Genomic DNA, 23863 nt, shown 5'->3' with positions numbered 1-23863 from the left:
GTAGTGAACGATATTATGAATGAAATAGAAAGTACCTTTTTTGATTCAAAACTATGGATTAGTATTGGGACAGATATTTTATGGTCGATTATTTTATTGTTATTCGCCGTTATTGTCATTAGAGTCGTACATAAATTCATTGAACAATTTTTTAGAGTAAGGCGTAAAACATATTTATCCCAATCAACGAAGCGTGACACAACTTTGATTAAACTACTGCAAAATATTGCATCGTATGTGATTTGGTTTATCGTATTAACGACAATACTGAGTAACTTTGGTGTGAAAGTCGAAAGTATTATTGCGGGGGCTGGTATTGCGGGTATCGCCATTGGGTTTGGAGCACAAACTTTGGTCAAAGATGTTATTACTGGCTTTTTTATTATCTTTGAAAATCAATTTGATGTTGGAGATTATGTTAGAATAAATACAACAGGTACTACTGTTGCAGAGGGGACTGTTCAATCTATTGGTCTCCGTTCAACACGTATTAAATCTTTTACAGGTGAACTTACGATTTTGCCTAATGGCACAATGAATGAAATTGTAAACTTCTCGGTGAATAACTCGATTGCAATCTTCGATATTTCCGTATCAAGTGAAGAAAATATTTCGCATATAGAATCCATATTGCAGCCGTATTTACTAACATTACCTGAGAAATATGCTGATTTAGTAAAAGCACCTGAAATGTTAGGTGTTGAAATGGTTAGTGCAGGAGAAACAAAAATAAGAATGTCGGCAGAAACTTTACCGAATAATCATGTGAAAGTTTCAAGAATATTACGTGGTGATATTAAAGAATTTTTAGATCAAAATGGCATTCACGTACCTATGCCACGTGTTGTTATGTACAATCAACCAAATAAGGATGATCACAATGCAAAATGATTATGAATTAAATACAATTGTTGAAATGAAGAAACCACATGCGTGTGGAGAGAAACTGTTTAAAGTAATTCGTTTAGGTGCGGATATCCGTATTAAATGTGAAGGTTGCGGTCGTAGTATTATGTTGCCAAGACAAGAATTCAATAAAAAAATTAAAAAGATAACGGCACAGGCCGAATAAGGAGAAGAAATTATGGCTTTAACAGCAGGAATTGTAGGATTACCAAACGTAGGAAAATCAACATTATTTAATGCAATTACAAAGGCAGGAGCACTTGCAGCGAACTATCCGTTTGCTACGATTGATCCTAACGTTGGTATCGTTGAAGTACCAGACGTACGTTTAGATAAATTAACTGAATTAGTAACACCTAAAAAGACAGTACCAACAGCATTTGAATTTACTGATATCGCTGGTATCGTTAAAGGTGCTTCTAAAGGTGAAGGGTTAGGAAATAAATTCTTATCTCATATCCGTGATGTTGACGCAATTTGTCAAGTTGTTCGTGCATTTGAAGATGAGAATATCACGCATGTATCAGGAACAGTAAATCCTGTTGATGATATCGAAGTTATCAATATGGAGTTAATCTTAGCGGATTTAGAATCTGTTGAGAAACGTTACGCACGTGTTCAGAAGATGGCAAAACAAAAAGATAAAGATGCAATGGTTGAAGAATCAATCTTAGCAATTATTAAAGAAGCTCTAGAAAATGAACGTCCTGCAAGAAGTATTGAATTTTCTCCGGAACAAGAGAAAATTGTTAAAGGTATGCACTTGTTAACTGCAAAGCCAATGTTATATGTGGCAAATGTATCTGAAGATGATTTAGTGGCAGGCGAAGAAAATGAACATGTAAAAGCAATTAAAGCATATGCTGATAATGAAGGTTCACAAGTCATTGTTATCAGTGCGCGTATTGAAGAAGAGTTAGCGGCATTAGATGAAGAAGATAAAAAAGAATATTTAGCAGATTTGGGTATTGAAGAATCTGGGTTAGATAAATTGATCAAAGCTTCATATCATTTATTAGGTCTTGCTACTTACTTTACAGCTGGTGTACAAGAAGTGCGTGCGTGGACGTTTAAACGTGGTATGACTGCACCACAATGTGCAGGAATCATTCATACTGACTTTGAACGTGGATTTATCAGAGCAGAAACTGTAAGCTATGATGATTTAATTGAACATAATGGTATGACTGCTGCAAAAGAAGCGGGTCGTGTACGTTTAGAAGGAAAAGACTATATCATGCAGGATGGCGACGTTGTTCATTTTAGATTTAACGTATAATTAAACAAACAGGAGCATAGCATGCAACCATTAAAACGAATCATATACTGTATCAAAATTATTATTAAGTCTGAAGATAAAGTAAACCCGATGTACCATGTTACATATCATTATTTAGTACAGGCAGTATCATTATCTGAACCGGTGAAACTAAATGATTCAATCTATAATAAAGTCTCGTTTCCAAGGACTGCGATACGCTATTTAGACATTATTGAAACAGATGAAATAAATCCTGATGATTCAGATTATGAAGAATATGTATATTTGCATCGCACTGGTGATATTAAATTATTCTATTCAAAAGAACTGGTGACTTATCAATTAAATGAAGTTCATCAGTAATTTATAAAACAAATGATTGATGAAAAAAGTAAACTATGCTATAATTCTCTATTGTGAGTAATGAAAATTATTCCTTGCTTTATTAAATAATAAAGCCGCATAGACCATAAGGAGGTGTAAAAGATGAGAAAATACGAAATTATGTATGTCGTACGTCCGAACATTGAGGAAGATGCTAAGAAAGCTTTAATCGAGCGTTTCGAAGAAATTCTTACTTCTAACGGAGCGGAAATCATCGAATCAAAGGATTGGGGTAAACGTCGTTTAGCTTACGAAATCAACGATTTTAAAGAAGGTTTCTACCAAATCGTTAAAGTAAACTCAACTGATGCTGCTACAAACGAATTCGATCGTTTAGCAAAAATCAACGATGACATTATCCGTCATATCGTTATACGCGAAGAAGAAAAATAAACCTAACATGTGGGGGCGATTTATTTGCTTAACCGAGTTGTATTAGTAGGTCGTTTAACAAAAGATCCAGAATACAGAGTCACACCATCAGGCGTGTCAGTAGCTACATTTACATTAGCAGTTAATCGCACATTTACAAATGCGCAAGGAGAGAGACAAGCTGATTTTATCAATTGTGTCGTTTTCCGTAAACAAGCAGAAAATGTGAATAACTTCTTAAACAAAGGTAGTTTAGCTGGGGTAGATGGCAGATTGCAATCACGTAGTTATGATAATCAAGAAGGCCGTAGAGTATATGTAACGGAAGTAATTTGTGATTCAGTACAGTTCTTAGAACCGAAGAATGCAAATCAAAACCGTTCAAATAATGATCCGAGTCAAGACTATTCAAGTTATGATCAAGGTGATTATGGACAACAATCTCAAGGTCAAAATTATCAATCAAATTATAATAACAACAATCAACAACAGTCTAATACATCAGCACCATCAACGAATCCATTTGCAAATGCAACTGGACCGATTGATATTAGTGATGATGATTTACCGTTCTAATAAAGAAAATTGTAAGTAAGGGAGGCAACAATCATGGCAGGTGGACCAAGAAGAGGCGGTCGTCGTCGTAAAAAGGTTTGTTATTTCACAGCAAACGGAATTACACATATCGACTATAAAGAAGTAGAAATGCTTAAAAAATTTATTTCTGAACGCGGTAAAATTTTACCACGTCGTGTAACAGGAACTTCAGCTAAATACCAACGTATGTTAACTGTAGCAATCAAACGTGCACGTCATATGGCATTATTACCATATGTTAAAGATGAGCAATAAGATATAATTTATAAGCTGCAATCCATTAGGATTGCAGCTTATTTTTTATGTTCATCAAATATTCAAAAAATTTATATTTAATTCATATTTATTATAAAAATTTAATGTAAATTGTAGTGTCATTTTACAATTAAAATGTTGAAATTGTTATAAAAAGTAAATATAATAAATTTTGTAATTATTAATATCTTTTGATAATTACATAAAATTTAGGAGGGAGGTTGACCGATATGAACAATTGGCTGGATACAAATCATTCATTTGAATTGAATCCATTTAACCGATTGATTTTGTACAAAATCTATCAAATCTTAGAAAAGCTTGATCCACCTAATGCTGAAATGCATCGATTACATCAGAAGATTGTGAGAGATGGTCTTGACACTCAAAATCATATTCTGCTGGAAGAACTGGCATTAGAATATGAAAAAATACCTTCTTATGTAACAGAATTTGTGGAAGCAGTAATTTCTATGTATGCACATATGACAAAGTCATATATGGCACTTACAAAAAGTGAGATTGAAGTATTAAAAGAGCATCCTTATTTTTCTTTCTTAGGATTTAATCTTAACGAAGAAACGGATTACGAGTTATACGCATTCTTTTATCTTCATGAAATGCGCTATTATGAAGGAAAGCTAGATTTATCACTATTTAGCACGCTTCCAAAAAAACCGTTAAGCATCAAAGCTTATCAAGGTATGTTAGATGTTTATGAGCATCACAAAATAAACTCGTACCTTTCATTTGAAGTGCTATGTAAAATATTAAAGTAGCTATACATAATCATAAAAAATAAAAATAAGAGATATATAGGTGTTGTCTATATATCTCTTATTACATTTCAGCTAATAAATGATCGATTGTTTTAGGGTCAATATTATTACATTGAATATATTTAACACGATAAATATGTTCGATTGCTGTTCGTGCCTCTGTTTTATTGCTTGTTTTTAAATACAAATTCATTGGTACAGGATCGTCTTCATGTAGACCGGGTTGATGATAATTGAAGTCTGTTTTTGAAAAACCAAATTTCTTATAAAATGAGTCAAGTGGGCTATTACCATCGCCATCTTTTTCACATTCGAGCATAATATGTTCGAGTACAGTACCATTATTCTCACAAAGTTTCACCATAATATCTTCAGCCTCATCCATAAGCTGACGGGCTATTTGTTTACCACGTACTTCTGGATTTACGACAAGATATACGATGTAGCCAATACGATATGTCACTTCTAAATGGAATGCAATAAACCCATACAATGTATCATCCTCATAAGCGGCGATAAAATGATAACGTTCTTCATCTTTTCTTTTAACGTTAAAAGATTGTGTAAATACTTCAATAGGTTCTCGGATTTCATAATCAAATTCAGCATTATATAAATCCATACATTGCTGAAAATAATGATCCGGTTCTGTAAGATGTAAAAATTTCATTTTAATACTCCATTTACATTATTTAATATTCTTATTGTATCACTTCATCTCATTTAAAGCACTTTTAGAAATTCTACATAAAAAAAGAAAAGCCCTGAAGGGCTTTTCTAAAGGTTTATTTGTTGTAATTAACGACGGTCAGTTAAGTCATTATCTAAATCATTACGACGGTGTGCATTTGTATCGTCGATTTCAACTTCTTCACGACGAACTTCTTCTGAAACGTGTTCAGTGTCAGTTACACGATTTTTCTTGATTAATAATTCTTCAGATACTACGTTTTCTTTATCGATAGATACGCGTTCTTCAGTTAAAGGGACACGGATAGTTTCTTCGTCTAAATCGTTATCGAAGTGACCATCAGCTACTGTTTCGTTAACTTTACGACGTTCGATTGTAACTTCATCGTGAGATACTGGTACATCAAATTCTTGACGCTCAGATACTACATTTTTGTCAATTGTAACTTCACCAGATTGAACTACATCTTTGTTAACACGTAAACGTTCTTCGTGTAATTGAATTTTTTCGTCATCTGAAATGTCGTTACGGTCTCTTAAATCGCTATCTAAATAGTTTAAACGCTCTTCTCTTGATAAGTTGTTGTACTCTTCATAGCTTAATCCACTGTTATTGTAATTGTTATTGTTATTCATATTTACTACTTCCTCTCCATTGTTTAAGTTGTTTGTTCTGTGTTTCTCAGCATATTGTGCATCAGTCTCAGTATTTGTACTTGCTGCATACCCAAGACCAGTATGGTCAGTTTCATTAAGGTGACCTGGAACATCGTTGTGTCTTAATGTGTCGCCTTCATCTGTAGTGTAAGCATCATTATCTACATATAATAAGATTTTTCCGCTGTCTACAGCATTATCATACTCGACACGTTCTGATTCACTTAATTCTAATTTGTCAAACACTCGATGTTGTGGGTCTTCTCCAGTGAAGAATGCTGCTACTTTATCACCGAAAGAACCTTCAGCATCTTTAAATTGTACATCTGTGTAATCTAAAGCTGAACCATCTAATTTGTTTTTAGAAATGACATGTAAGTCATGCTCTGCAATACCTTGTGATTTTAATTGGTCGATTCTACGTAATAAACTTTCTTCATTTAAAAATGTTTCTAAGTTTCTCATTTTCATCGTACCTCCAAATTGTTTGTATTGTCGTTGCTTGATGACTGTTGTTTTGTTGTTATGCTAAATAGATACCCGTGAACTTAAAAGGTAAACACAAATAAAAAAGAATTTTTTCTAAATTTAGAGAATTATAAATGACATATATATAGAAGAAAAGCATACTTTTTTCATAAAAAAATTAACGAAAAAATTAAAAATCTTTTAAAAAATATTAAGTTTTAGTGGGAATTTCATAGTTAACACGGTTATATGACCATTTAAAATATTAAATAAAATAACTAATCCAATATAAATACATACTGATTATTTTGAATAATGCGTCATTTTGAAGTGGTATTGCTAATTGCTCATAATTTTGATATTATCTATAAAATATTATTAATAAGAATAACTCATATAAATTAAAGGATATGGCTTTAGCGTTTCTACCACATTACCGTAAATGATGTGACTATGAGTAATAAAAGTTGTATTTATTTATATAAATACACGTATTACTCATCTTAAATTTTATTTAAGATGAGTTTTTTTTATATTCTTTTTCAATTTTTAATAAAGTGATGGAGGTCATTATGGAATTATTACAACAAAAAGTTAAAGAAGACGGTGTAGTAATTGATGGAGGAATTTTGAAGGTTGATTCATTTTTGAACCATCAAATTGATGCTAAACTGATGCATGAAATCGGTAAAACGTTCTATGAAACGTACAAAGATGAGAATGTTACAAAAATCCTGACTATCGAAGCATCAGGTATTGCACCAGCTATTATGGCTGCATTGCATTTTGATGTTCCTTGTTTATTTGCAAAAAAGGCACAGCCTAGTACTTTAACAGAAGAAGTTTATCAGACTGATATTCATTCTTATACGAAGAATAAAACGAATCATGTTATTATCTCTAAAAAGTTTTTAAATGAAAATGACCGAGTATTAATCATTGATGACTTCTTAGCAAATGGTGAGGCGGCACTCGGATTATATGATTTAGTAGATCAAGCAGGGGCAAGTTGCGTGGGTATTGGTATCGTAGTTGAAAAAAGCTTCCAAAAAGGATACCAAAGACTAATAGATAAAGGATTAAGTGTCACAAGTTTATGTAGAATCGCTTCTTTAGATAATAATCAAGTAACATTGGTAGGCGAATAAGATGAAAAATTTATTATTAAGTGTTCAGCATTTGCTTGCAATGTATGCCGGTGCAATTATTGTTCCAATCATCGTCGGGCATGCATTAGGATTTAGTGCACAAGAAACGGCATATTTAGTTTCTGTCGATATCTTTATGTGTGGTGTTGCTACATTCCTTCAAGTATATAAAGGTATCGGGATTGGCTTACCTGTAGTACTTGGATGTACCTTTACTGCCGTAACCCCAATGATAATGGTAGGTTCAAAACACGGAATAGATGTCCTTTATGGATCACTCTTTGCTTCAGGGATTATTATCGTACTTATTTCACCATTCTTTTCATACCTGGTAAAGATATTCCCGCCAGTAGTAACAGGTAGTGTTGTAACGATTATTGGGATTACGTTAATGCCGGTAGCGATGAATAACCTTGCAGGGGGTCAAGGTAGTAAAGACTTTGGTGCACCGCTTAATATTTTGTTAGGTTTAATCACTTTAATCATTATATTAGTTATTCATAGATTATCTACTGGATTTATCCGTTCAATCGCGATATTACTCGGTTTAGTCATCGGTACAGTAATTGCTTCATTCTTTGGATTAGTAAATTTAAATGCCGTACATGAATCGCAATGGTTCGAATTACCGAAACCATTTAGATTTGCAGGATTTAAATTTGAAATAGGCTCAATTTTATTATTTGTTATTGTAGGGATTGTCAGTTTGATCGAATCAACAGGGGTTTATTCTGCACTGAGTGAAATTACAAAAACAAAGATTGATAGAAAAGATATTTCAAAAGGCTATCGTGCAGAAGGAATTGCAATTGTATTAGGTTCTATCTTCAACGCATTTCCGTATACAGCATATTCACAAAACGTAGGACTCGTTTCATTATCAGGTGTGAAATCAAATAAAGTGATGTATGGCATGGTCGGTTTATTATTGTTATGTGGATCGATTCCGAAACTTGGTGCAATTGCGACGATTATCCCGACATCTGTTCTAGGTGGGGCAATGATTGCAATGTTCGGTATGGTCATGGCATATGGTGTAAAGATGCTAGGTGCTATTGATTTCACAAGACAAGATAATCTATTAATCATTGCAGTATCTGTTGGTATCGGATTAGGTATAACAACAGTACCGGAAGCTTTCAGCAAGTTTGGTAGTGACTATGAATGGTTGACACAAAATGGGATTGTTATTGGTACGTTTACTGCTATTATCCTTAATTTATTTTTTAATGGATTAAATGATAAACAAATCTCGAAAAATGTGAAATAATAGAGCTACTAAAGATTAATAAATCATATGGAGGTAAAGTCAATTATGTGGGAAAACAAGTTTCAAAAAGAGGGTCTAACATTTGATGATGTATTATTAGTTCCGGGACATTCAGAAGTATTACCACACACGGTAGATTTAAGCGTATCTTTATCAGAAAGATTAAACTTAAAGATTCCGGTACTTTCGGCAGGTATGGATACTGTAACTGAAGCAAAAATGGCGATTGCTATGGCACGTCAAGGTGGTTTAGGTGTTATTCATAAAAATATGAGCATCGAGCAGCAGGCAGATGAAGTACAAAAAGTTAAGCGTTCAGAAAATGGTGTCATTACAAATCCATTTTACTTAACACCTGATGAGCAAGTATTCGCAGCAGAACATTTAATGGGTAAATATAGAATTTCAGGTGTGCCGATTGTTAATAGTGAAGAAGAAATGAAACTTGTAGGTATCTTGACGAACCGTGACCTTCGTTTTATTGAAGATTATTCAATTAAAATTTCTGAAGTGATGACAACTGAAGAACTTGTTACTGCACCAGTTGGAACGACTTTAGAACAGGCTGAAAAAATATTACAGAAACATAAAATTGAAAAGTTACCGATTGTTGATGAAACTGGCCATTTAAAAGGATTAATTACAATTAAAGATATCGAGAAAGTTATCGAGTTCCCTAATGCCGCTAAAGATGAGCACGGTAGACTATTAGCAGCCGCAGCAGTAGGGATTGCAAAAGATACGATTACACGTGCAACGAAGTTAGTTGAAGCAGGAACAGATGCATTAGTAATTGATACAGCACATGGACACTCTAAAGGTGTATTAGAGATGGTTTCTGAACTTAAGAAACATTTCCCTGAAGTGACTTTAATTGCAGGTAACGTAGCGACTGCTGAAGGAACACGTGCATTAATTGAAGCAGGTGCGGATGTTGTTAAAGTAGGTATCGGACCTGGATCAATCTGTACAACACGTGTTGTAGCAGGTGTAGGTGTGCCACAAATTACGGCAATCTATGACGCAGCAACTGAAGCGAAAAAACATGGTAAAGCGATTATTGCTGATGGTGGTATTAAGTTCTCAGGTGATATCGTAAAAGCATTAGCAGCAGGTGGACATGCAGTAATGTTAGGATCATTATTAGCAGGAACGACTGAATCACCTGGGGACACTGAAATCTTCCAGGGTCGTCAATACAAAGTATACCGTGGTATGGGATCACTTGGTGCAATGGAAAAAGGTTCTAAAGACCGTTACTTCCAGGAAGATAAAGATGCGAAAAAGTTTGTTCCTGAAGGTATTGAAGGACGTATCGCTTATAAAGGTGCATTACAAGACAGTGTATACCAATTAATGGGCGGTCTTAGAAGCGGAATGGGTTATACGGGTTCTAAAGACTTAGAAGCATTACGTGAAGAAGCAATGTTTATTCGCATGACAGGAGCCGGCTTAATCGAAAGTCATCCACATGACGTTCAAATTACGAAAGAATCACCAAACTATTCAATGTAATTATATTTTTATAACTGAAATCATTTATAATAAAGACAACTTATATAAAAGGAGAACAAACTATGGAAATGGCATTAGAACAAGAACTGATTCTCGTTCTCGACTTCGGAAGTCAGTATAACCAGCTTATTACGCGTCGTATACGTGAGATGGGTGTTTATTCAGAACTTCACGATCATGAAATTTCAATCGAAGAAATTAAAAAGATGAATCCAAAAGGTATTATTCTTTCTGGTGGACCAAATTCAGTTTATGAAGAAGGCTCATTTACAGTTGACCCTGAAATCTTTAATTTAGGTGTACCTGTGTTAGGTATTTGTTATGGTATGCAGTTAATGACAAAATTATTAGGCGGAACTGTAGAACGTGCCAATGAACGTGAATACGGTAAAGCAATCATTACTGCAGAAACACACTCACTATTTACAAAATTACCAGAAGAACAAACTGTCTGGATGAGTCATAGTGATAAAGTAATTAATATTCCTGAAGGATTCAGAATGATCGCAAATTCTCCAAGTTGTAAATACGCAGCGATTGAGAATGCTGAACGTAATTTATATGGAGTTCAATTCCATCCGGAAGTACGTCATTCAGAATACGGTAATGACTTATTACGTAACTTTATCCGTGAAATCTGTAAGTGTACAGGTGAATGGACAATGGAGAACTTCATCGATATCGAAATCGAGAAGATTCGTGAAAAAGTCGGAGATAAAAAAGTATTATGTGCGATGAGTGGTGGCGTAGATTCATCAGTAGTTGCAGTATTAATCCATAAAGCAATTGGAGATCAGTTAACATGTATCTTCGTCGATCATGGTTTACTTCGTAAAGGCGAAGGCGATATGGTTATGAAGCAGTTTGGTGAAGGATTCAACATGAATATTATTCGTGTGGATGCGAAAGAACGCTTTATGAGTAAATTAACAGGTGTATCTGATCCAGAACAAAAGCGTAAAATCATCGGTAATGAATTTGTATATGTATTTGATGATGAAGCATCGAAACTTGAAGGTGTGGATTTCTTAGCACAAGGTACACTTTATACAGATATCATTGAATCAGGTACAAAGACTGCACAAACGATTAAATCACACCACAACGTAGGTGGATTACCGGAAGACATGCAGTTTGAGTTAATTGAACCAATCAATACATTATTTAAAGACGAAGTACGTGCGTTAGGTATTGAATTAGGAATCCCTGAACATTTAGTATGGCGTCAACCATTCCCTGGTCCGGGTCTTGGTATCCGTGTATTAGGTGAAATTACTGAAGAAAAGCTTGAAATCGTACGTGAATCTGATGCGATTTTAAGAGAGGTAATAGCTGAAGAAGGTCTTGAAAGAGATATCTGGCAATACTTCACTGTATTACCTGACATCCGTTCAGTAGGTGTTATGGGAGATTATAGAACATATGACTATACAGTAGGTGTACGTGCCGTAACAAGTATCGATGGTATGACAAGTGACTTCGCAAGAATCGATTGGGAAGTACTTCAAAAAGTATCTAGTCGTATCGTAAACGAAGTAGCACACGTTAACCGTGTTGTTTATGATATTACATCTAAGCCCCCAAGTACGATTGAGTGGGAATAGCATAATAAAATCAAAAGACCTTACAGCCATAATGGTTGTGAGGTCTTTTTGTGTGTTTGATTATTAAAAAAGTAGCCGAAAAGTAGCGTAGTGTGAGGAGGTTACTTAAAGGTATCTTCAAAGTATTTAAGTTTTTCAATTAATGGCCACCTTTTATTAGATAATTTTTTAATTTTATTCACATCATTTTTATGATAAGTATTCATTGATTTTTTATATGTTTTCACATATTTATCATTAAATTTTGTTAAATTTCTTTCGTCTCTCTCAAGGCTTTTGTTATAGATGAATATCTTATTTATATAGTACCAGTTGATGAAAATCCAAATTATAATACTTATAAAAATATGCTTTGTATATAAATCCAAGTCTTCTGTGAAGTTATTGTCCAAAGTGAAGATTATAAGTGTGATTACGACAATTATAAAAAACAAAACATTTGCATCCTGTTTTAGTTTATTTACTTCAAAAGTTTGTATTTCTTCTTTTATGTTATATCTACTATCTGGACTATTTACGAGCACCAAGTAATCTGATTCCATTTTGTTAGAAAAAAGCATTTGAACAACGATTAGAATAATTGAAAATGACGTGTCAGTTTTGATATAAACGTATATTACTATGAACAAAAAACATGAAAGAATATAATAAGAAAAAACTTTATTATATATTTCGTAGTATGCTAATGAAAAGTTAACTCTCTTCAATTATCTCCCCACCGCTTCTAATTTACTCATCATGTCTTTATCCATCTGTTCAGTAACATGACTGTATATTTGTAATGTTGTTTTATGATCAGTGTGGCCAACACGTTCCATAATTGCTTTAAGTGATACACCTAATTGACTTAATAATGATATATGGCTATGTCTTAGCGTGTGAGTTGTTACGTGCTTTGTAATAATTTGTTTACCGTCTTTATCTTTAATCAAGCCTACAGCCATTTGTATATTGCGATTGATGGATGATAGAGCCATAGGATTGCCATAGTGATTAGTAAAAATAAACCCTCTATCTTTATACATACGTTCCCACTGTAAAGCTTTCTTGTTCTCCAGCATGACTTTACGCAAAATATCACAGCTTCTTGTTGTTAAAGATATTGTTCTGTAAGATGCTTCTGTTTTCGTTGTATCTTTTACACCGTGGCCAGTACCATCATCTATCCAATGTATTGTACCGTCTATTTCTAGTGTTTTCTTATCAAAGTCAATATTATTTGGCTGTATGGCTAAGCATTCACCTACACGCATACCATTTAAGGCCATAAACTCAACGATATAAGCCGTCATAATAAAAGATAGCTTCATGTACCCAGCACGTTTAAGAGTGGCCATCTCATTCAGCTTATCAATGATTAGCTGTATCTCTGACATTTCTAAATAGTTTTCACGCTTTGCTTTAACTTCATCTCGTGTCTTGGCTTGTTTAGGGATAACTACATCATCCAGGTATGATATATCAGCAAGTTTATATTTCTTTTGTGTATGCTTCATGATGTTTCTAATGATACTCATAGCATCTTTAATAACTTTATGGCTTAGGTTGTCTTTACTTGCTGAATTAATTAGCTCCTGTACTATCTCGGTATTCATATTCTTAACTAGGATGTCTTTATTGATGTTTCTTTTAATGTGTTTGATTTTATAGAATTTAGTTGAAATGGTTGATTGTTTGCTACCGGAAACAGTTTTATAGTTATCAAACCATTCATCACAAGCCTGGTGAAATGTGAGTGTTTTAAGTGACTGAGGTGTCTTATCGGTAATCTTCTGTTTAACTTTCTCATCTAATAGCTTCTGTGCTTCCCTCTGTGATGGCTTTGTATCCTTATTCATAACCACGGATACATATTTCTTCTTTTCAGTGAGAGGATCTTTGTAGCTTTCGTAAAAGCGGTATCTTTGTTTACCGTGCTTATCAATAAAGGGTACGCAATACATGGACTAGTCCACCTTGTCCTCGTTAACCGCTTCAATAATTCTTAATAATAGTTTTTGGTTTGTTTTTTTCATTTTAGAAGCCTCATAGGTTATCTCAGAGAGTTCTTCTGAGTATGCTGGTAAGTTATCCTTTAATAATTTATCAATCAGTTCACGGTCGTCAAAATCAATTAGAGGATCATGAATATCGTTATCTCCTAATATGAAGGAGGGTGACACTTTTAACGCTTTAGCAAGAAGTAGTATTTTATCACTACCTATATTGGTGATTAAACCATTTTCCCATCTTCTGATAGTTGACTTACCAACTCCAACGCTTTGGCCAACTTGTTCTAAAGTTAGTCCTAACTCTTTTCTTCTTTGTTTAAGATGTTCTTTCAATTTATCAGCTCCTCATAGTGTGATTATGTGTATATATTACTTTAACAGTGCCAAAAAAGCCACAAATATATAAAGAAATAAAAGAAAAGTGTCTTTTATAGCAGTTTTTATATTGACAGCTCAATAAAATTAAAATATAGTTTATGCATATAGGACACTTTAAAAAGTGTCGTAGGAGGTGATAATTTATGAAAGTCTCATTATTAAAAGCTGAGGTAGTACGCCACAATTTTAAAATTGCTGAGTTTTTAAAAACTTTAGGGGGTGTAGGTGTTCACATGAGTAAGGAATCTTATTACAGAAAAATGAGAGGTGAATCAGAATTTCATAGAGATGAGATTAATGGAATTGCTAAAGTTTTAGGTTTAGATGCTCAGAAAGTACACGATATCTTTTTTAACGATTAAGGAGGTGATATAAAAATGATGATGATCATTAAGACAATTTTCTATTCAGTGTTTAGTGTGTTAGTGGCAACTCAATTCAGTCATGAACACCATATTGTATATGGCACAGCATTTTTCTTAATGCTTATGTTCTGTAGTTATGAATTATTGAAACATGAAAAGAGAGGGGGATATTAAATGAATAATGTAGTTGAAATGCAAAGGCCACATCCAAGTAATTCAGTGTTAAGTGATGACCAGGTAGCACCTGTAAGCATGATTTATTGTAAAGTATCAACTTTACCAAAGTTATTTAATATAAGTAAGGCAACAGCATACCGATTCATTAAAGAAGCTGAATCATTAGATGAGTTCAAAGGTCGTATATGTGTGGATGTGTCGGCAACTATGACATTAGTACATATAGCTACTTTTGAAGAATTTTTAAGAAGTCTACACAAAAAATATTTGTAGGAGGTAATCAAAATGAAAAATGAAGATGTTATTCAGCATATTGAAGCTGTACAGATGAAACTAAGGGCGGTATCACAGCAGTCTTATACACATTTAGATGGAATTGATAAAGCTTTAGAAACTGAGTGGGTAAAAGAGAACGGCTTAGCCCTTTATTTAATGAATGAATTTAAGCAAGATTCATATATTACTAATGTAGTTATTAGCGACATCATAAAAGAGGTTGAGAGTCTTAAGGAAATTTTGACGAATAATAAAAAGGCCGATAGTATGCTCAGCGACCAAACCGACACACTACCGACTGAATAACCGCTTCAATGCAAAATGCATTAAAGTATAGCTATTTTAACATAATACAAACATTAAAAGGGAGATTTACTATGACAAACATGACATTTTTGGTACCGAGGATACTTAAAATATTACCTTTCCGAGCTAAAAAACCAAAAAAGGATAGAGGTGAACTCCCTTTGTTGCAAATGCAGACATTTATATGTCAAAAAGACGAATTACCTATTTACTTTGATAACCGTGTAAATCAATTCATGTCACAGCCATGGTGTAATGTGCAAGATGTGAAAGTCAATTTCTATAATGATAACGGTCATACAATGCATGTGGTTACAGTGTTATTTAAAGAGGAAACACAAGAACAGTATTAATTATAAAGTGAGGTGAATATATTGAATGGCATTAAATAAAGATACCGAAATACTTAAACCTTTATTCGATAATGTCCCAGGTGAGCTAAGAACTCATGATAATTGGGTGTTATGGAAGAAAGTAAAAACAAAAAAAGGTGCTTATACAAAAGTACCTTACTACACCAAAACAAAAAAAGCCTCATCAACTGACAGCACTACATGGCTATCCTTTGAAAAGGCTAAGTCCCTATATGAAAATGGGGGTTTTGACGGTATTGGCTTTGTATTTGACGGAAAGTCAAAAATCATAGGTATTGATTTAGATAACATTGATACTGCCAAACTAAGTGATCATAAATTTATTGATAATTGGAAAGATAGAACTTACACAGAATTATCACCATCCGGAAACGGTGTTCACTTATATATTATAGCAGATGTCCCCGACCAATTTCATCCTGGTTTTAATAACAGGGATAACAACATAGAGGCATATAGCGTGGCTCGATTCTTTACTGTTACAGGCCATGTGTTAGGCAGTGTAGAAGTCACACAACAACAAGATTTAGCTAATAGGTTATATGAAAGTTATGGCACTAAATTAGAGCCTATGAACAATCTACAAGCGATATTAAATATACCTATTGATGAAACGATGACCTCTAAAGAAGTAATCAGACGTATTAAAAAAGGTTCTAAGGAAGAAAAGAAAGACAGGATATTGACGTTACTTGATACAGGTGATTATCAGTTTCTAGGTTTTGAATCACATAGTAACGCTGATTATTCACTCATAAATGATTTACTTTTCTATAGTGATCTAAATTATCAGTTAGTTTATGAAATGATGTCAGAAAGTCCACTGTGTGACCGTGAAAAATGGCACTCACCTAGACGGCATCCGCTTCAACCCGACATATACACATCATACGGATATTATTCTATTGTGAAATGTTGTGATCAGTATCTAACTCAAAATAAAAAGACATACAGCACATATCACTTAAAACGTGCTGAGGATGAATTTGAAGAAATTTCTGAGTCACAGGATGAGGATAATACAGAATGGATTAAACGATTAGATAGGCACAGTAAAACAGGTGCAATACTTAATTCAAGAAGTAATATGAAGTTGATTATATACAACGATTCAAAGTTAAAAGATATATTCCGCTTTAATGAGTTTAGTAGTACTCGAGAGATAGGCAAAAAGCCATTTTGGAGGCTACCTGGTGACAATTTAGTGTATTGGACTGATAGTGATGACTCAGCCCTTAAAAACTATATCAGTACTGTGTATGGTGTCGAGGGGGATAACAGAATAAGAGATTTACTCAATGAGATATTCTATAGAAATACCTATCACCCTGTTAAAGATTATTTAGAAAGTCTTGAGTGGGATGGTGAGCCTCGACTTAATACATTGTTTAATGACTATCTAGGAGCTTCAAACACAGATTATATTAAGCGAATAACTGAGTTATCATTTATTGGGGCAGTTAAGCGAATATATGAGCCTGGAAGCAAACATGACACAATGATAGTGTTATACGGTCAACAGGGTGTAGGCAAATCATACATCCTTAAGCGATTAGCTATAGAATGGTTTAATGACTCAATTATAAAAATTTCTGACCGAGATGGTTACATGGCTTTACAGGGTTCATGGATCATTGAATTTTCTGAGTTGGCCAGTTGGAATAAAAAAGAGGTTGAGGACGTTAAACAATTTGTGTCCTCACAAGTAGATACTTATCGTGAGCCATATCAAAGGCATCAAACAAGAAAGCCAAGACAATGTGTATTTTTCGGTACTACTAACAATCGAGAGTTCTTAAATGACTCAACAGGTGCAAGACGTTTCTATCCTATTGAGGTTGGTACTCAAGAAAGTAAATTCAATGTGTTTAGCGATTTAACCGATGAGGTGGTCAATCAGATTTGGGCCGAGGCTGTGGAAAAATACAAATTAGGTATTTCTAATGTGTTAGATCCTAACAGTGATAAAGACATCATAGAACAGGCACAAGCTATACAAAAGCAACATACTGAAGATGATGGTCTAGCAGATAAGATTATTGCCTATCTTGATACACCGCTTCATAAGTTAGATGGCACTTTAGGAGATGTAAAAGAAGATGATTATGAGTACCTGGATAGAATCTGTTGGGAGATGGTTTGGGATAACATCATTTTCGGTAAAGGAATGGCCACTACATCACAAAAACGGAAGATTAACAACGCTCTTAACAGCATTGAATGGTTAGAGCCTAAAAGCTCCATAAGATTTTCAAAATATGATTTTACTAAGAAATACGGTAGAACCCGAGGATATATGGTAGACCGTTAATGTTAGCACTTTGTTGACATGTTGACATAGTGCTGTCAATGGCGATGACGTCTAAAACTTAGAGTCTGTAGGCTAATTCTCTATTGTCAGCTATGTCAGCAATTATATATAAGATATAAGTATATAAAGTAATAAGCATATAGGGGGCATACCTCCGTGTAAGATACACATGAACGAATAAAAAAGTTTGAAAAGTTTTGCTGACAGCTGAAAAACGACTGAAACCCTTGATATAACTGTATCAGACCGTCAACAGCAAAATGTCATCAAAACGCTGACAAGCGTAAAAAACAACGAAAAACTAATAGAAAGGCGGTAAATATGACAAATTTATCAGAGAAACAAAAGAAATTTGCCAATGAGTATTTAAGATGTTTTAATGCTACACAATCGGCCATTAAAGCCGGGTACTCCCCTGTGTCAGCACGTACAACAGGTTACAGATTGTTGAAAAATGTTGATGTTAAGCAGTATATGGAGGGGCTAAGGTCTGAAATTGAAGATGAAACAATATTAACGGCCAAACAGCTATTAACTGTTTTATCTGAGACAGCAGTCGGAAATTTAGAAGAAGAACAGGCACATGTTATTAAAGTGCCTCACTTTATCAAGAATGAAACAACCGGTAAAGATAATTTAGTTTATACAGAAAAGGTCGAGAAAGTAATGGTAAAGCCTAAAATGGCTGATCAGAATAAAGCTCGTGAATTAGTCGGTAAATATCATGCCCTATGGACTGATAAGACTGTTGTGGATGATATGTTACAGGTTCATATCACAGTTGATTATGGAGATGGTGAGCCGGAATATATTGATTATGAATTAGATCCAGGCAATGAAAATAATAAAAACTATAATAATGAAAAAGGAGAAATTTAAAAATGACAGAATTTAATTATGATGTATTAAGTAACACTGAACACATGGCAAAGGTTAATAACGTGAAAGACGCAATCGCAACAGCCGGATTGTTATTAATTAAAGGTTATAGAGTACACCGAGTACTATCAGACATCACACCGCTTCTAAGTACAGCACAAAATGAATATTCAGCACATTTAAAAGGCTTGAAAGAGGATAAGCAAAAAGAACTTAAACAGCTGATCTATAATTTTGAAAGTGAAAAGAAAGTATATGATGATCCTCAACAAGAGGCTTTAAACCGTCAAGACTTTGAAGTTAAGTTAAATGCTATGAGAGACACAGAAGTGATTGATTTCTTAATGAATGTTAACGCTGAGGACATCACACCTTATGAGTTTAATAGATTAGTGGCCACTGTGAACGATAAAGGCTTAGAGAGTACAGGATTACAAGAGAAAATCACTGAATTGAAGTATGCTATCACTCAACCCTACACCGCTTCACAGGAATATAAGCAGTTAGAGAATGATATTACTGTGTTAGATAACATCCCTGTTAGTAATGAGGTGCTTTGGTATCATACTGGAACAGATTTTAAACAGTTAGATGTTGAACAAACATTAAATAGAGTGATTGATGAGTATAAAGATGTTGAGTATCGTATCAGTCCATCAGAAGAGGAAAATGTAAAAGCTAAAATCATCAGTAACATGTAATGATACTAAATTTAACTATTAATTAGTGATGAGGTGGTTAATTGAGGCTTATACGACTGAATAAAAATTATAACTATGTAATTGAGGAATTGACAATGGCTGAGGAGATCTTTTTAAGAGACTTCTCGCCAGTCAATATTAGAATGAAAATTTCCTTTCTAACTCAGCAAATCAATGAAATGTATCATTTATCTGTAAGTCATCCAATTCCAACAACAGTCGGACTCGTTACCATAGGTTGTAGCGTGTCCGATTTAGCCTTATGGATTATAGATCAGAAAAACGCATTGGCACGATATAAAAAGAGATGTGACCGAAACATGAAGATATTAAGGCAGTGCTTAAAACAGTATACATTAGAAGAACAAAAAGAGATAAAAAGGTACTTAGCCACTGAGGGTAGGTATGGTGATATAGCATTAATGAAGCGTGTGAAAAAAGATTTATTTCAACTATCTGAGTATGAACGATTAAAACGACATAAGGCGTTTAAACAACAAGCCCTAATAGAAAAGTATAAACATGCTGAGAAGATTAAAAGAGCTTTGACTCTAAGCCGTGAGAGTGTATATGAAACAGTCTAACCGTGCACAACTAAGAAACTTTATCCTGGAATACCATAAAACACATTCATTAACTCTAGAGAAAGATTTAGAACTAGATGATGATGTTTTCTTTGATATAGAGAGACCTGTAGAAGTTGATATGAATACCGCTATGACCCAAATATCCCTCACAGGTGATACAGCATTCCTTAACACTCTATTGGAGAAAGTAGAGCAATACGGCACACTTAAAGAACAATATATATTTCTGTGTTTGTTGCGTGGCTATGGTATTAATCGAACAGCTGAAATATTCAATTTAGATCCACGGAATATACGTTATAAGTTTGATAAACTTCTCGATAAGATTTGTATTCACTCTAATAGTGCAAAGTAAGTCGATAATTGATATAATTGTGTTAGATGCAGTATCAAATTTAGAAGTACAATTTTTCTGATATGTTTTTGGAATAGCACTTTCACCGTGCTGAACCGCTCACCATAATGGTGGGTGGTTTTTTTATTATGGTTATAAATATGTCTAAATTGTGAACTTATAATATTTTGAATTTTCAGATATTTAGTTAATTTATTGTTTAAAGAGTGAATAAGGGTATATAATAAATAGATAAAGAAGAACATATGTTCCAAAAAAGTTATTGGCAAAGCTTTTTGTCATATTAATACCGAATACAGACGCAATCATGACAAAAGGCAGTTTGAATACTGTCTATTTTTGTGCCTGAATTCAGAACACTTGGAACAGTTGTCGAAAGGGGGATTTTTCAATGAGAGAACTAGCTAAGCATATATTACATATTGCACATGAAAGTGATAATCCTATTACTAATCTACAGTTGCAAAAAATAATGTACTTTACACTAGGATACATGATTAAAGAAAATATATCAGTAGACTTTGCTAAGCAGTTATTTGACTCTACTAAAATGGAAGCTTGGTTATATGGGCCGGTAGTACCTGAAATATATAATGATTACAAAGAATTTAAAAGTAGTCCTATTTCAGATGAAGGTCAAATTTCTCAGCATTTAAATGATTATAGTGAAATCAATGATGTAATTACTCATATGATCAATTTAAATCCCTTTGATTTAGTTGAGATTAGCCACAAGCACAAATTTTGGGATGAAAATAAAGATAGAATTAAAACATTCAGTTCAAAGCCGGTTTATAATTTTAGGGATTTAGAGGAAGCCTTTAATGAAAGCTAAAACTTTAAATGAATTATTAAAAGATTGGCAATTAGATTATGATAAAAATATGGTGACAATCTCAAGTATTATTGGTAGTCAATATAAACTTTATATCCAAAATCCTGTTTCCTATGAATCTAAAAATCAAGATATAAGCTATTTCGAAAACTTATTAAGAGCGTGTGAAGGAATAAAACCTCAATTAATACCATATAATAGGCTGACAGAAATAATTTTTAATAATGATATGTCCGATGAATACATGAATAATGAAGAAATCAATGAGAGTAATTTTGGTGAGATATTTCAAAGAGATTTTGAAAAGTATTTGGAGAAAAAATTTGAAGTTTCTCAATTATCATTTTTCCCTGAAAGTTCTATTTTAATAAATGAATATGAAATTTCTAAGTACAGACACCAAATTGAAATAGTTTATAAATTAATTGAGCATATTAAATTAGCAATATCTCAAAAGAATGGACTTTTTGTGAAACAATCGAAAAAAATTCATGATATAAATAGCGAACTTCAAAAGGCTCAAGTATCTTATGAATCAATGATTACGAATTTCATTTCTATATTAGGTATATTTGCAGGTATATTAATGGCTGCTTTTGGATCAATACAAGGTTTTACAGCTATATATAAAAGTACATTCTCTTTGGTAGATTCTATTATATTAGCTTGTGTGGGATTTATAGGCGTTCAGTTGTTGTTATTTTTATTGATGAACTCAATAGCTAAATTGACGGACAGATCATTAGATAGTACTAAGTATATGAGTTGGTATTTACGACATAGAACTATCGCTAACAGTTTTATATTAATGAGTACTATTGTAGGTGTGTGTATATGTTTTAAAGTTACTATGAATCCACCTGTATACAATAAAATTGGGTGGATTTACTTATTACCAATTATATATATGGGTATTATGATTATTATTTTTAATAGAATTAATCCAATCAAGTTATTAAATGTTAAAGAAGTCTATAGAAAGTGGTCTTATCCACCAATGAAAGACGATGAACAAATTGAGAGAAATATGAAATAGCCAAAAAGTAGCCAACTTTTGATAAAAGTAGCGACACTGTGAGAAGTAAATCAGAAATAGAATGCTTAAACCCCTTGATACATAAGGTTTTGAGACTGTGAGAAATTACAGTTAGTGTAGTTAGGGATTGAGTGGGAATAGAATAATAAATTTAAGAGACCTTACAGCCACAATGGTTGTAGGGTCTTTTGTCATTAATGCAGTAAATATTCGTACTTAGTCACATCAAATCCATCTTGCTTTGCTTTCGATACAATCTCAGCAACACTATTTAAACCCTGATTCGCAAAGTATTGCTCTAATCTCTCTTTAGTTTCTTGATCTGTGTTAGGGTTCACTAAATAATCGATATATGTCACTTCGTGCTCAAGCATCTTAGAATCATCATGCAATATTATACCGTTCTGTTGAATGACACTTGCCTCAGCTTGATGTACAGTAACGTCCCCTATAAATAATGCACTTGTTGCAACTGTTGCGATTACAATATGTTTAAATTTCATATAAAACACTCCTTTGTAGTTGATGCATACATGTTAGCACGATTTATTTTTTAAAAGCGGATTATGAACGGCTTTTAAGAATTATTGAGATTTAGTTAAGCAATTTGTTTCGATAATAGAAGAGGGGGTAAAGAGAAAATACAGTTGATATTGACTGTGAGAACTAAAGTAATTTCAGCCAATCGTTATATTTATTAGAGGAGTGATTGAAATGAACGGTATCTTTAAAGTAATTGGTGCATCTGCAATTGCTTACGGTACAGTGTTATGTGCTGAAGCGATTAATGAAATTGCCACAGACATTCAAACAGAAGAATAACGACTTACAACTTAATATAATTTGGTGGAAGGTGGGATTCTAAATCTCATCTTCTTTTATTTATATTGTGAAATTTCATCTTTAGAATAATTAAAAAATATAAATTTTTAAATGAAAACAAAATATATAGAGTAACGTATAAATGTTCGGGGTATAAGAATTATAAAAGAAATGATTGGGGCGATGTTATGGATACTCCTGAACAAGAAGTTTATACGGTATATAAAAAGTTGTATGAAGCAATGATTGAAAGAGATACTGAAACAATTGATAATTTAATGATGGATGGTAGTGTATTAGTACATATGACAGGTGTCAGGCAGCCGAAAAGAGAATGGTTACAAGCGATAGAAGATGAGTCGATGAAATATTATTCTACAAAAGAAGAAAATATCGAAATTATATTAAAAGAGAAAAAAGCGACATTGGTAGCACAAAATAAAGTAGATGCAAGAATATATGGCTCAAGAAATACATGGCCGCTTGAATTAACGATGAGTATGGTGAAATTTGAAAAGGATTGGAAGATTTCACACGTTGAAGCCTCTACATATTAATTTTTTT

Annotated in this window: 30 protein-coding genes and 1 riboswitch; of the genes, 25 read left to right on the top strand and 5 right to left on the bottom strand. The window is 33.4% G+C overall.

Translation table 11 applies throughout. The annotated features are described in order from the left end of the window. Positions 1-3 precede the first annotated feature (3 nt). The 8 genes from KFV12_RS13210 (at position 4) to KFV12_RS13175 (ending at position 4554) form a co-directional block, all read left to right on the top strand. Entirely contained in the window at positions 4-891 is an 888-nt protein-coding gene (locus tag KFV12_RS13210; protein WP_436970151.1) for a mechanosensitive ion channel family protein, read from the top strand. After that, positions 881-1072: a DUF951 domain-containing protein gene (locus KFV12_RS13205; RefSeq protein ID WP_111716973.1), complete on the top strand. Its 192-nt coding sequence runs from the start codon at positions 881-883 to the stop codon at positions 1070-1072. The genes KFV12_RS13210 and KFV12_RS13205 overlap by 11 nt, the downstream gene beginning before the upstream one ends. 12 nt (positions 1073-1084) lie before the next feature. After that, the gene (ychF, locus tag KFV12_RS13200) at positions 1085-2185 is read left to right on the top strand and encodes a redox-regulated ATPase YchF (protein ID WP_111716975.1); all 1101 of its coding nucleotides are present in this window, start codon (positions 1085-1087) and stop codon (positions 2183-2185) included. Between the two features lie 21 nt (positions 2186-2206). Then, positions 2207-2530 carry a hypothetical protein gene (locus KFV12_RS13195; RefSeq protein ID WP_111716977.1) on the top strand — a complete coding sequence of 108 codons (324 nt, stop codon included), beginning with the start codon at positions 2207-2209 and terminating at the stop codon, positions 2528-2530. Between the two features lie 123 nt (positions 2531-2653). Beyond that, on the top strand, positions 2654-2944 hold the full coding sequence (gene rpsF, locus KFV12_RS13190; protein ID WP_096077769.1) for a 30S ribosomal protein S6: 291 nt from the start codon (positions 2654-2656) through the stop codon (positions 2942-2944). 24 nt (positions 2945-2968) lie between these two features. Continuing rightward, the gene (gene ssb, locus KFV12_RS13185; protein ID WP_099581623.1) at positions 2969-3499 is read left to right on the top strand and encodes a single-stranded DNA-binding protein; all 531 of its coding nucleotides are present in this window, start codon (positions 2969-2971) and stop codon (positions 3497-3499) included. A 33-nt stretch (positions 3500-3532) separates the two neighbouring features. Next, positions 3533-3775, top strand: coding sequence for a 30S ribosomal protein S18 (rpsR, locus tag KFV12_RS13180; protein ID WP_096077771.1), 243 nt, complete (start codon positions 3533-3535; stop codon positions 3773-3775). A 230-nt stretch (positions 3776-4005) separates the two neighbouring features. After that, positions 4006-4554: a YfbU family protein gene (locus KFV12_RS13175; RefSeq protein WP_254256949.1), complete on the top strand. Its 549-nt coding sequence runs from the start codon at positions 4006-4008 to the stop codon at positions 4552-4554. Between the two features lie 61 nt (positions 4555-4615). Here the strand turns inward: KFV12_RS13175 and KFV12_RS13170 are convergent, their stop codons facing one another. Further along, positions 4616-5224 (bottom strand): GNAT family N-acetyltransferase, encoded by a 609-nt coding sequence (locus KFV12_RS13170; protein ID WP_111716981.1) that lies wholly within the window; start codon positions 5222-5224, stop codon positions 4616-4618. Positions 5225-5352: 128 nt separating this feature from the next. Then, positions 5353-6372 carry a YsnF/AvaK domain-containing protein gene (locus KFV12_RS13165; RefSeq protein ID WP_111716983.1) on the bottom strand — a complete coding sequence of 340 codons (1020 nt, stop codon included), beginning with the start codon at positions 6370-6372 and terminating at the stop codon, positions 5353-5355. Positions 6373-6741: 369 nt separating this feature from the next. Further along, positions 6742-6843: riboswitch (purine riboswitch) on the top strand. Positions 6844-6941: 98 nt separating this feature from the next. Here KFV12_RS13165 and xpt point away from each other — a divergent pair. From xpt to guaA, 4 genes are all read left to right on the top strand, one after another. Next, positions 6942-7517: a xanthine phosphoribosyltransferase gene (gene xpt, locus KFV12_RS13160; protein WP_111716985.1), complete on the top strand. Its 576-nt coding sequence runs from the start codon at positions 6942-6944 to the stop codon at positions 7515-7517. A gap of 1 nt (position 7518) precedes the next feature. Continuing rightward, positions 7519-8787, top strand: coding sequence for a nucleobase:cation symporter-2 family protein (locus tag KFV12_RS13155; RefSeq protein ID WP_254256948.1), 1269 nt, complete (start codon positions 7519-7521; stop codon positions 8785-8787). Positions 8788-8832: 45 nt separating this feature from the next. Beyond that, the gene (gene guaB, locus KFV12_RS13150) at positions 8833-10302 is read left to right on the top strand and encodes an IMP dehydrogenase (protein WP_239242230.1); all 1470 of its coding nucleotides are present in this window, start codon (positions 8833-8835) and stop codon (positions 10300-10302) included. 62 nt (positions 10303-10364) lie between these two features. Further along, complete coding sequence (gene guaA / locus KFV12_RS13145) at positions 10365-11906, top strand: glutamine-hydrolyzing GMP synthase (RefSeq protein ID WP_254256947.1); 1542 nt, start codon at positions 10365-10367, stop codon at positions 11904-11906. 707 nt (positions 11907-12613) lie between these two features. On the opposite strand, the gene KFV12_RS13140 is transcribed toward guaA, so the two are convergent. Together KFV12_RS13140 and KFV12_RS13135 are read right to left on the bottom strand one after the other, a co-directional pair. Next, positions 12614-13849 (bottom strand): tyrosine-type recombinase/integrase, encoded by a 1236-nt coding sequence (locus KFV12_RS13140; protein ID WP_254256946.1) that lies wholly within the window; start codon positions 13847-13849, stop codon positions 12614-12616. Positions 13850-13852: 3 nt separating this feature from the next. Then, positions 13853-14230, bottom strand: a complete 378-nt coding sequence (locus KFV12_RS13135) for a helix-turn-helix domain-containing protein (RefSeq protein ID WP_254256945.1) — start codon at positions 14228-14230, stop codon at positions 13853-13855. 188 nt (positions 14231-14418) lie between these two features. Between KFV12_RS13135 and KFV12_RS13130 the strand changes: the two genes are divergently transcribed. The 12 genes from KFV12_RS13130 (at position 14419) to KFV12_RS13075 (ending at position 22477) form a co-directional block, all read left to right on the top strand. After that, on the top strand, positions 14419-14637 hold the full coding sequence (locus KFV12_RS13130) for a BetR domain protein (RefSeq protein WP_254256944.1): 219 nt from the start codon (positions 14419-14421) through the stop codon (positions 14635-14637). A gap of 15 nt (positions 14638-14652) precedes the next feature. Continuing rightward, entirely contained in the window at positions 14653-14814 is a 162-nt protein-coding gene (locus KFV12_RS13125; RefSeq protein ID WP_254256943.1) for a hypothetical protein, read from the top strand. Further along, a complete protein-coding gene (locus tag KFV12_RS13120) occupies positions 14815-15090 on the top strand; it encodes a hypothetical protein (RefSeq protein ID WP_254256942.1) in 276 nt (91 codons plus the stop codon). A 12-nt stretch (positions 15091-15102) separates the two neighbouring features. Beyond that, entirely contained in the window at positions 15103-15399 is a 297-nt protein-coding gene (locus KFV12_RS13115) for a hypothetical protein (RefSeq protein WP_254256941.1), read from the top strand. Between the two features lie 71 nt (positions 15400-15470). After that, positions 15471-15752: a hypothetical protein gene (locus tag KFV12_RS13110; RefSeq protein ID WP_254256940.1), complete on the top strand. Its 282-nt coding sequence runs from the start codon at positions 15471-15473 to the stop codon at positions 15750-15752. A gap of 25 nt (positions 15753-15777) precedes the next feature. Then, the gene (locus KFV12_RS13105; RefSeq protein ID WP_254256939.1) at positions 15778-18084 is read left to right on the top strand and encodes a VapE domain-containing protein; all 2307 of its coding nucleotides are present in this window, start codon (positions 15778-15780) and stop codon (positions 18082-18084) included. A gap of 321 nt (positions 18085-18405) precedes the next feature. Next, complete coding sequence (locus KFV12_RS13100; RefSeq protein ID WP_254256938.1) at positions 18406-18963, top strand: terminase small subunit; 558 nt, start codon at positions 18406-18408, stop codon at positions 18961-18963. Positions 18964-18965: 2 nt separating this feature from the next. Further along, positions 18966-19664 (top strand): hypothetical protein, encoded by a 699-nt coding sequence (locus KFV12_RS13095; protein WP_254256937.1) that lies wholly within the window; start codon positions 18966-18968, stop codon positions 19662-19664. A gap of 95 nt (positions 19665-19759) precedes the next feature. Next, entirely contained in the window at positions 19760-20248 is a 489-nt protein-coding gene (locus KFV12_RS13090) for an encapsidation protein CP3 (RefSeq protein WP_254256936.1), read from the top strand. After that, positions 20235-20606, top strand: a complete 372-nt coding sequence (locus KFV12_RS13085; RefSeq protein ID WP_254256935.1) for a hypothetical protein — start codon at positions 20235-20237, stop codon at positions 20604-20606. Before KFV12_RS13090 ends, KFV12_RS13085 begins: the two co-directional genes overlap by 14 nt. A gap of 391 nt (positions 20607-20997) precedes the next feature. Continuing rightward, on the top strand, positions 20998-21441 hold the full coding sequence (locus KFV12_RS13080; RefSeq protein WP_254256934.1) for a Panacea domain-containing protein: 444 nt from the start codon (positions 20998-21000) through the stop codon (positions 21439-21441). Continuing rightward, entirely contained in the window at positions 21431-22477 is a 1047-nt protein-coding gene (locus tag KFV12_RS13075; RefSeq protein WP_254256933.1) for a hypothetical protein, read from the top strand. The genes KFV12_RS13080 and KFV12_RS13075 overlap by 11 nt, the downstream gene beginning before the upstream one ends. A 194-nt stretch (positions 22478-22671) precedes the next feature. Here the strand turns inward: KFV12_RS13075 and spn are convergent, their stop codons facing one another. Then, the gene (gene spn / locus KFV12_RS13070; RefSeq protein WP_111716991.1) at positions 22672-22980 is read right to left on the bottom strand and encodes an SPIN family peroxidase inhibitor; all 309 of its coding nucleotides are present in this window, start codon (positions 22978-22980) and stop codon (positions 22672-22674) included. A gap of 507 nt (positions 22981-23487) precedes the next feature. Between spn and KFV12_RS13065 the strand changes: the two genes are divergently transcribed. Beyond that, complete coding sequence (locus KFV12_RS13065; RefSeq protein ID WP_111716993.1) at positions 23488-23856, top strand: nuclear transport factor 2 family protein; 369 nt, start codon at positions 23488-23490, stop codon at positions 23854-23856. The last annotated feature ends 7 nt before the right edge of the window (positions 23857-23863 follow it).

This window comes from Macrococcus epidermidis (assembly GCF_024205965.1).
Classification (GTDB): domain Bacteria; phylum Bacillota; class Bacilli; order Staphylococcales; family Staphylococcaceae; genus Macrococcoides; species Macrococcoides epidermidis.
This window is presented reverse-complemented; position numbering and strand designations above follow the sequence as displayed.

Bases quoted from the DNA above. Each gene is read 5' to 3' on its own strand.
- KFV12_RS13120 (WP_254256942.1), top strand. From the start codon at position 14,815: ATGAATAATGTAGTTGAAATGCAAAGGCCACATCCAAGTAATTCAGTG.
- KFV12_RS13125 (WP_254256943.1), top strand. From the start codon at position 14,653: ATGATGATGATCATTAAGACAATTTTCTATTCAGTGTTTAGTGTGTTA.
- KFV12_RS13140 (WP_254256946.1), bottom strand. From the start codon at position 13,849: ATGTATTGCGTACCCTTTATTGATAAGCACGGTAAACAAAGATACCGC.
- KFV12_RS13090 (WP_254256936.1), top strand. From the start codon at position 19,760: ATGGCTGAGGAGATCTTTTTAAGAGACTTCTCGCCAGTCAATATTAGA.
- KFV12_RS13085 (WP_254256935.1), top strand. From the start codon at position 20,235: ATGAAACAGTCTAACCGTGCACAACTAAGAAACTTTATCCTGGAATAC.
- guaA (WP_254256947.1), top strand. From the start codon at position 10,365: ATGGAAATGGCATTAGAACAAGAACTGATTCTCGTTCTCGACTTCGGA.
- rpsR (WP_096077771.1), top strand. From the start codon at position 3,533: ATGGCAGGTGGACCAAGAAGAGGCGGTCGTCGTCGTAAAAAGGTTTGT.
- KFV12_RS13170 (WP_111716981.1), bottom strand. From the start codon at position 5,224: ATGAAATTTTTACATCTTACAGAACCGGATCATTATTTTCAGCAATGT.
- KFV12_RS13075 (WP_254256933.1), top strand. From the start codon at position 21,431: ATGAAAGCTAAAACTTTAAATGAATTATTAAAAGATTGGCAATTAGAT.
- KFV12_RS13105 (WP_254256939.1), top strand. From the start codon at position 15,778: ATGGCATTAAATAAAGATACCGAAATACTTAAACCTTTATTCGATAAT.
- ychF (WP_111716975.1), top strand. From the start codon at position 1,085: ATGGCTTTAACAGCAGGAATTGTAGGATTACCAAACGTAGGAAAATCA.
- KFV12_RS13130 (WP_254256944.1), top strand. From the start codon at position 14,419: ATGAAAGTCTCATTATTAAAAGCTGAGGTAGTACGCCACAATTTTAAA.
- KFV12_RS13080 (WP_254256934.1), top strand. From the start codon at position 20,998: ATGAGAGAACTAGCTAAGCATATATTACATATTGCACATGAAAGTGAT.
- KFV12_RS13095 (WP_254256937.1), top strand. From the start codon at position 18,966: ATGACAGAATTTAATTATGATGTATTAAGTAACACTGAACACATGGCA.
- KFV12_RS13195 (WP_111716977.1), top strand. From the start codon at position 2,207: ATGCAACCATTAAAACGAATCATATACTGTATCAAAATTATTATTAAG.
- KFV12_RS13205 (WP_111716973.1), top strand. From the start codon at position 881: ATGCAAAATGATTATGAATTAAATACAATTGTTGAAATGAAGAAACCA.
- KFV12_RS13065 (WP_111716993.1), top strand. From the start codon at position 23,488: ATGGATACTCCTGAACAAGAAGTTTATACGGTATATAAAAAGTTGTAT.
- spn (WP_111716991.1), bottom strand. From the start codon at position 22,980: ATGAAATTTAAACATATTGTAATCGCAACAGTTGCAACAAGTGCATTA.
- KFV12_RS13165 (WP_111716983.1), bottom strand. From the start codon at position 6,372: ATGAAAATGAGAAACTTAGAAACATTTTTAAATGAAGAAAGTTTATTA.
- KFV12_RS13175 (WP_254256949.1), top strand. From the start codon at position 4,006: ATGAACAATTGGCTGGATACAAATCATTCATTTGAATTGAATCCATTT.
- rpsF (WP_096077769.1), top strand. From the start codon at position 2,654: ATGAGAAAATACGAAATTATGTATGTCGTACGTCCGAACATTGAGGAA.
- xpt (WP_111716985.1), top strand. From the start codon at position 6,942: ATGGAATTATTACAACAAAAAGTTAAAGAAGACGGTGTAGTAATTGAT.
- KFV12_RS13115 (WP_254256941.1), top strand. From the start codon at position 15,103: ATGAAAAATGAAGATGTTATTCAGCATATTGAAGCTGTACAGATGAAA.
- KFV12_RS13100 (WP_254256938.1), top strand. From the start codon at position 18,406: ATGACAAATTTATCAGAGAAACAAAAGAAATTTGCCAATGAGTATTTA.
- KFV12_RS13110 (WP_254256940.1), top strand. From the start codon at position 15,471: ATGACAAACATGACATTTTTGGTACCGAGGATACTTAAAATATTACCT.
- KFV12_RS13155 (WP_254256948.1), top strand. From the start codon at position 7,519: ATGAAAAATTTATTATTAAGTGTTCAGCATTTGCTTGCAATGTATGCC.
- guaB (WP_239242230.1), top strand. From the start codon at position 8,833: ATGTGGGAAAACAAGTTTCAAAAAGAGGGTCTAACATTTGATGATGTA.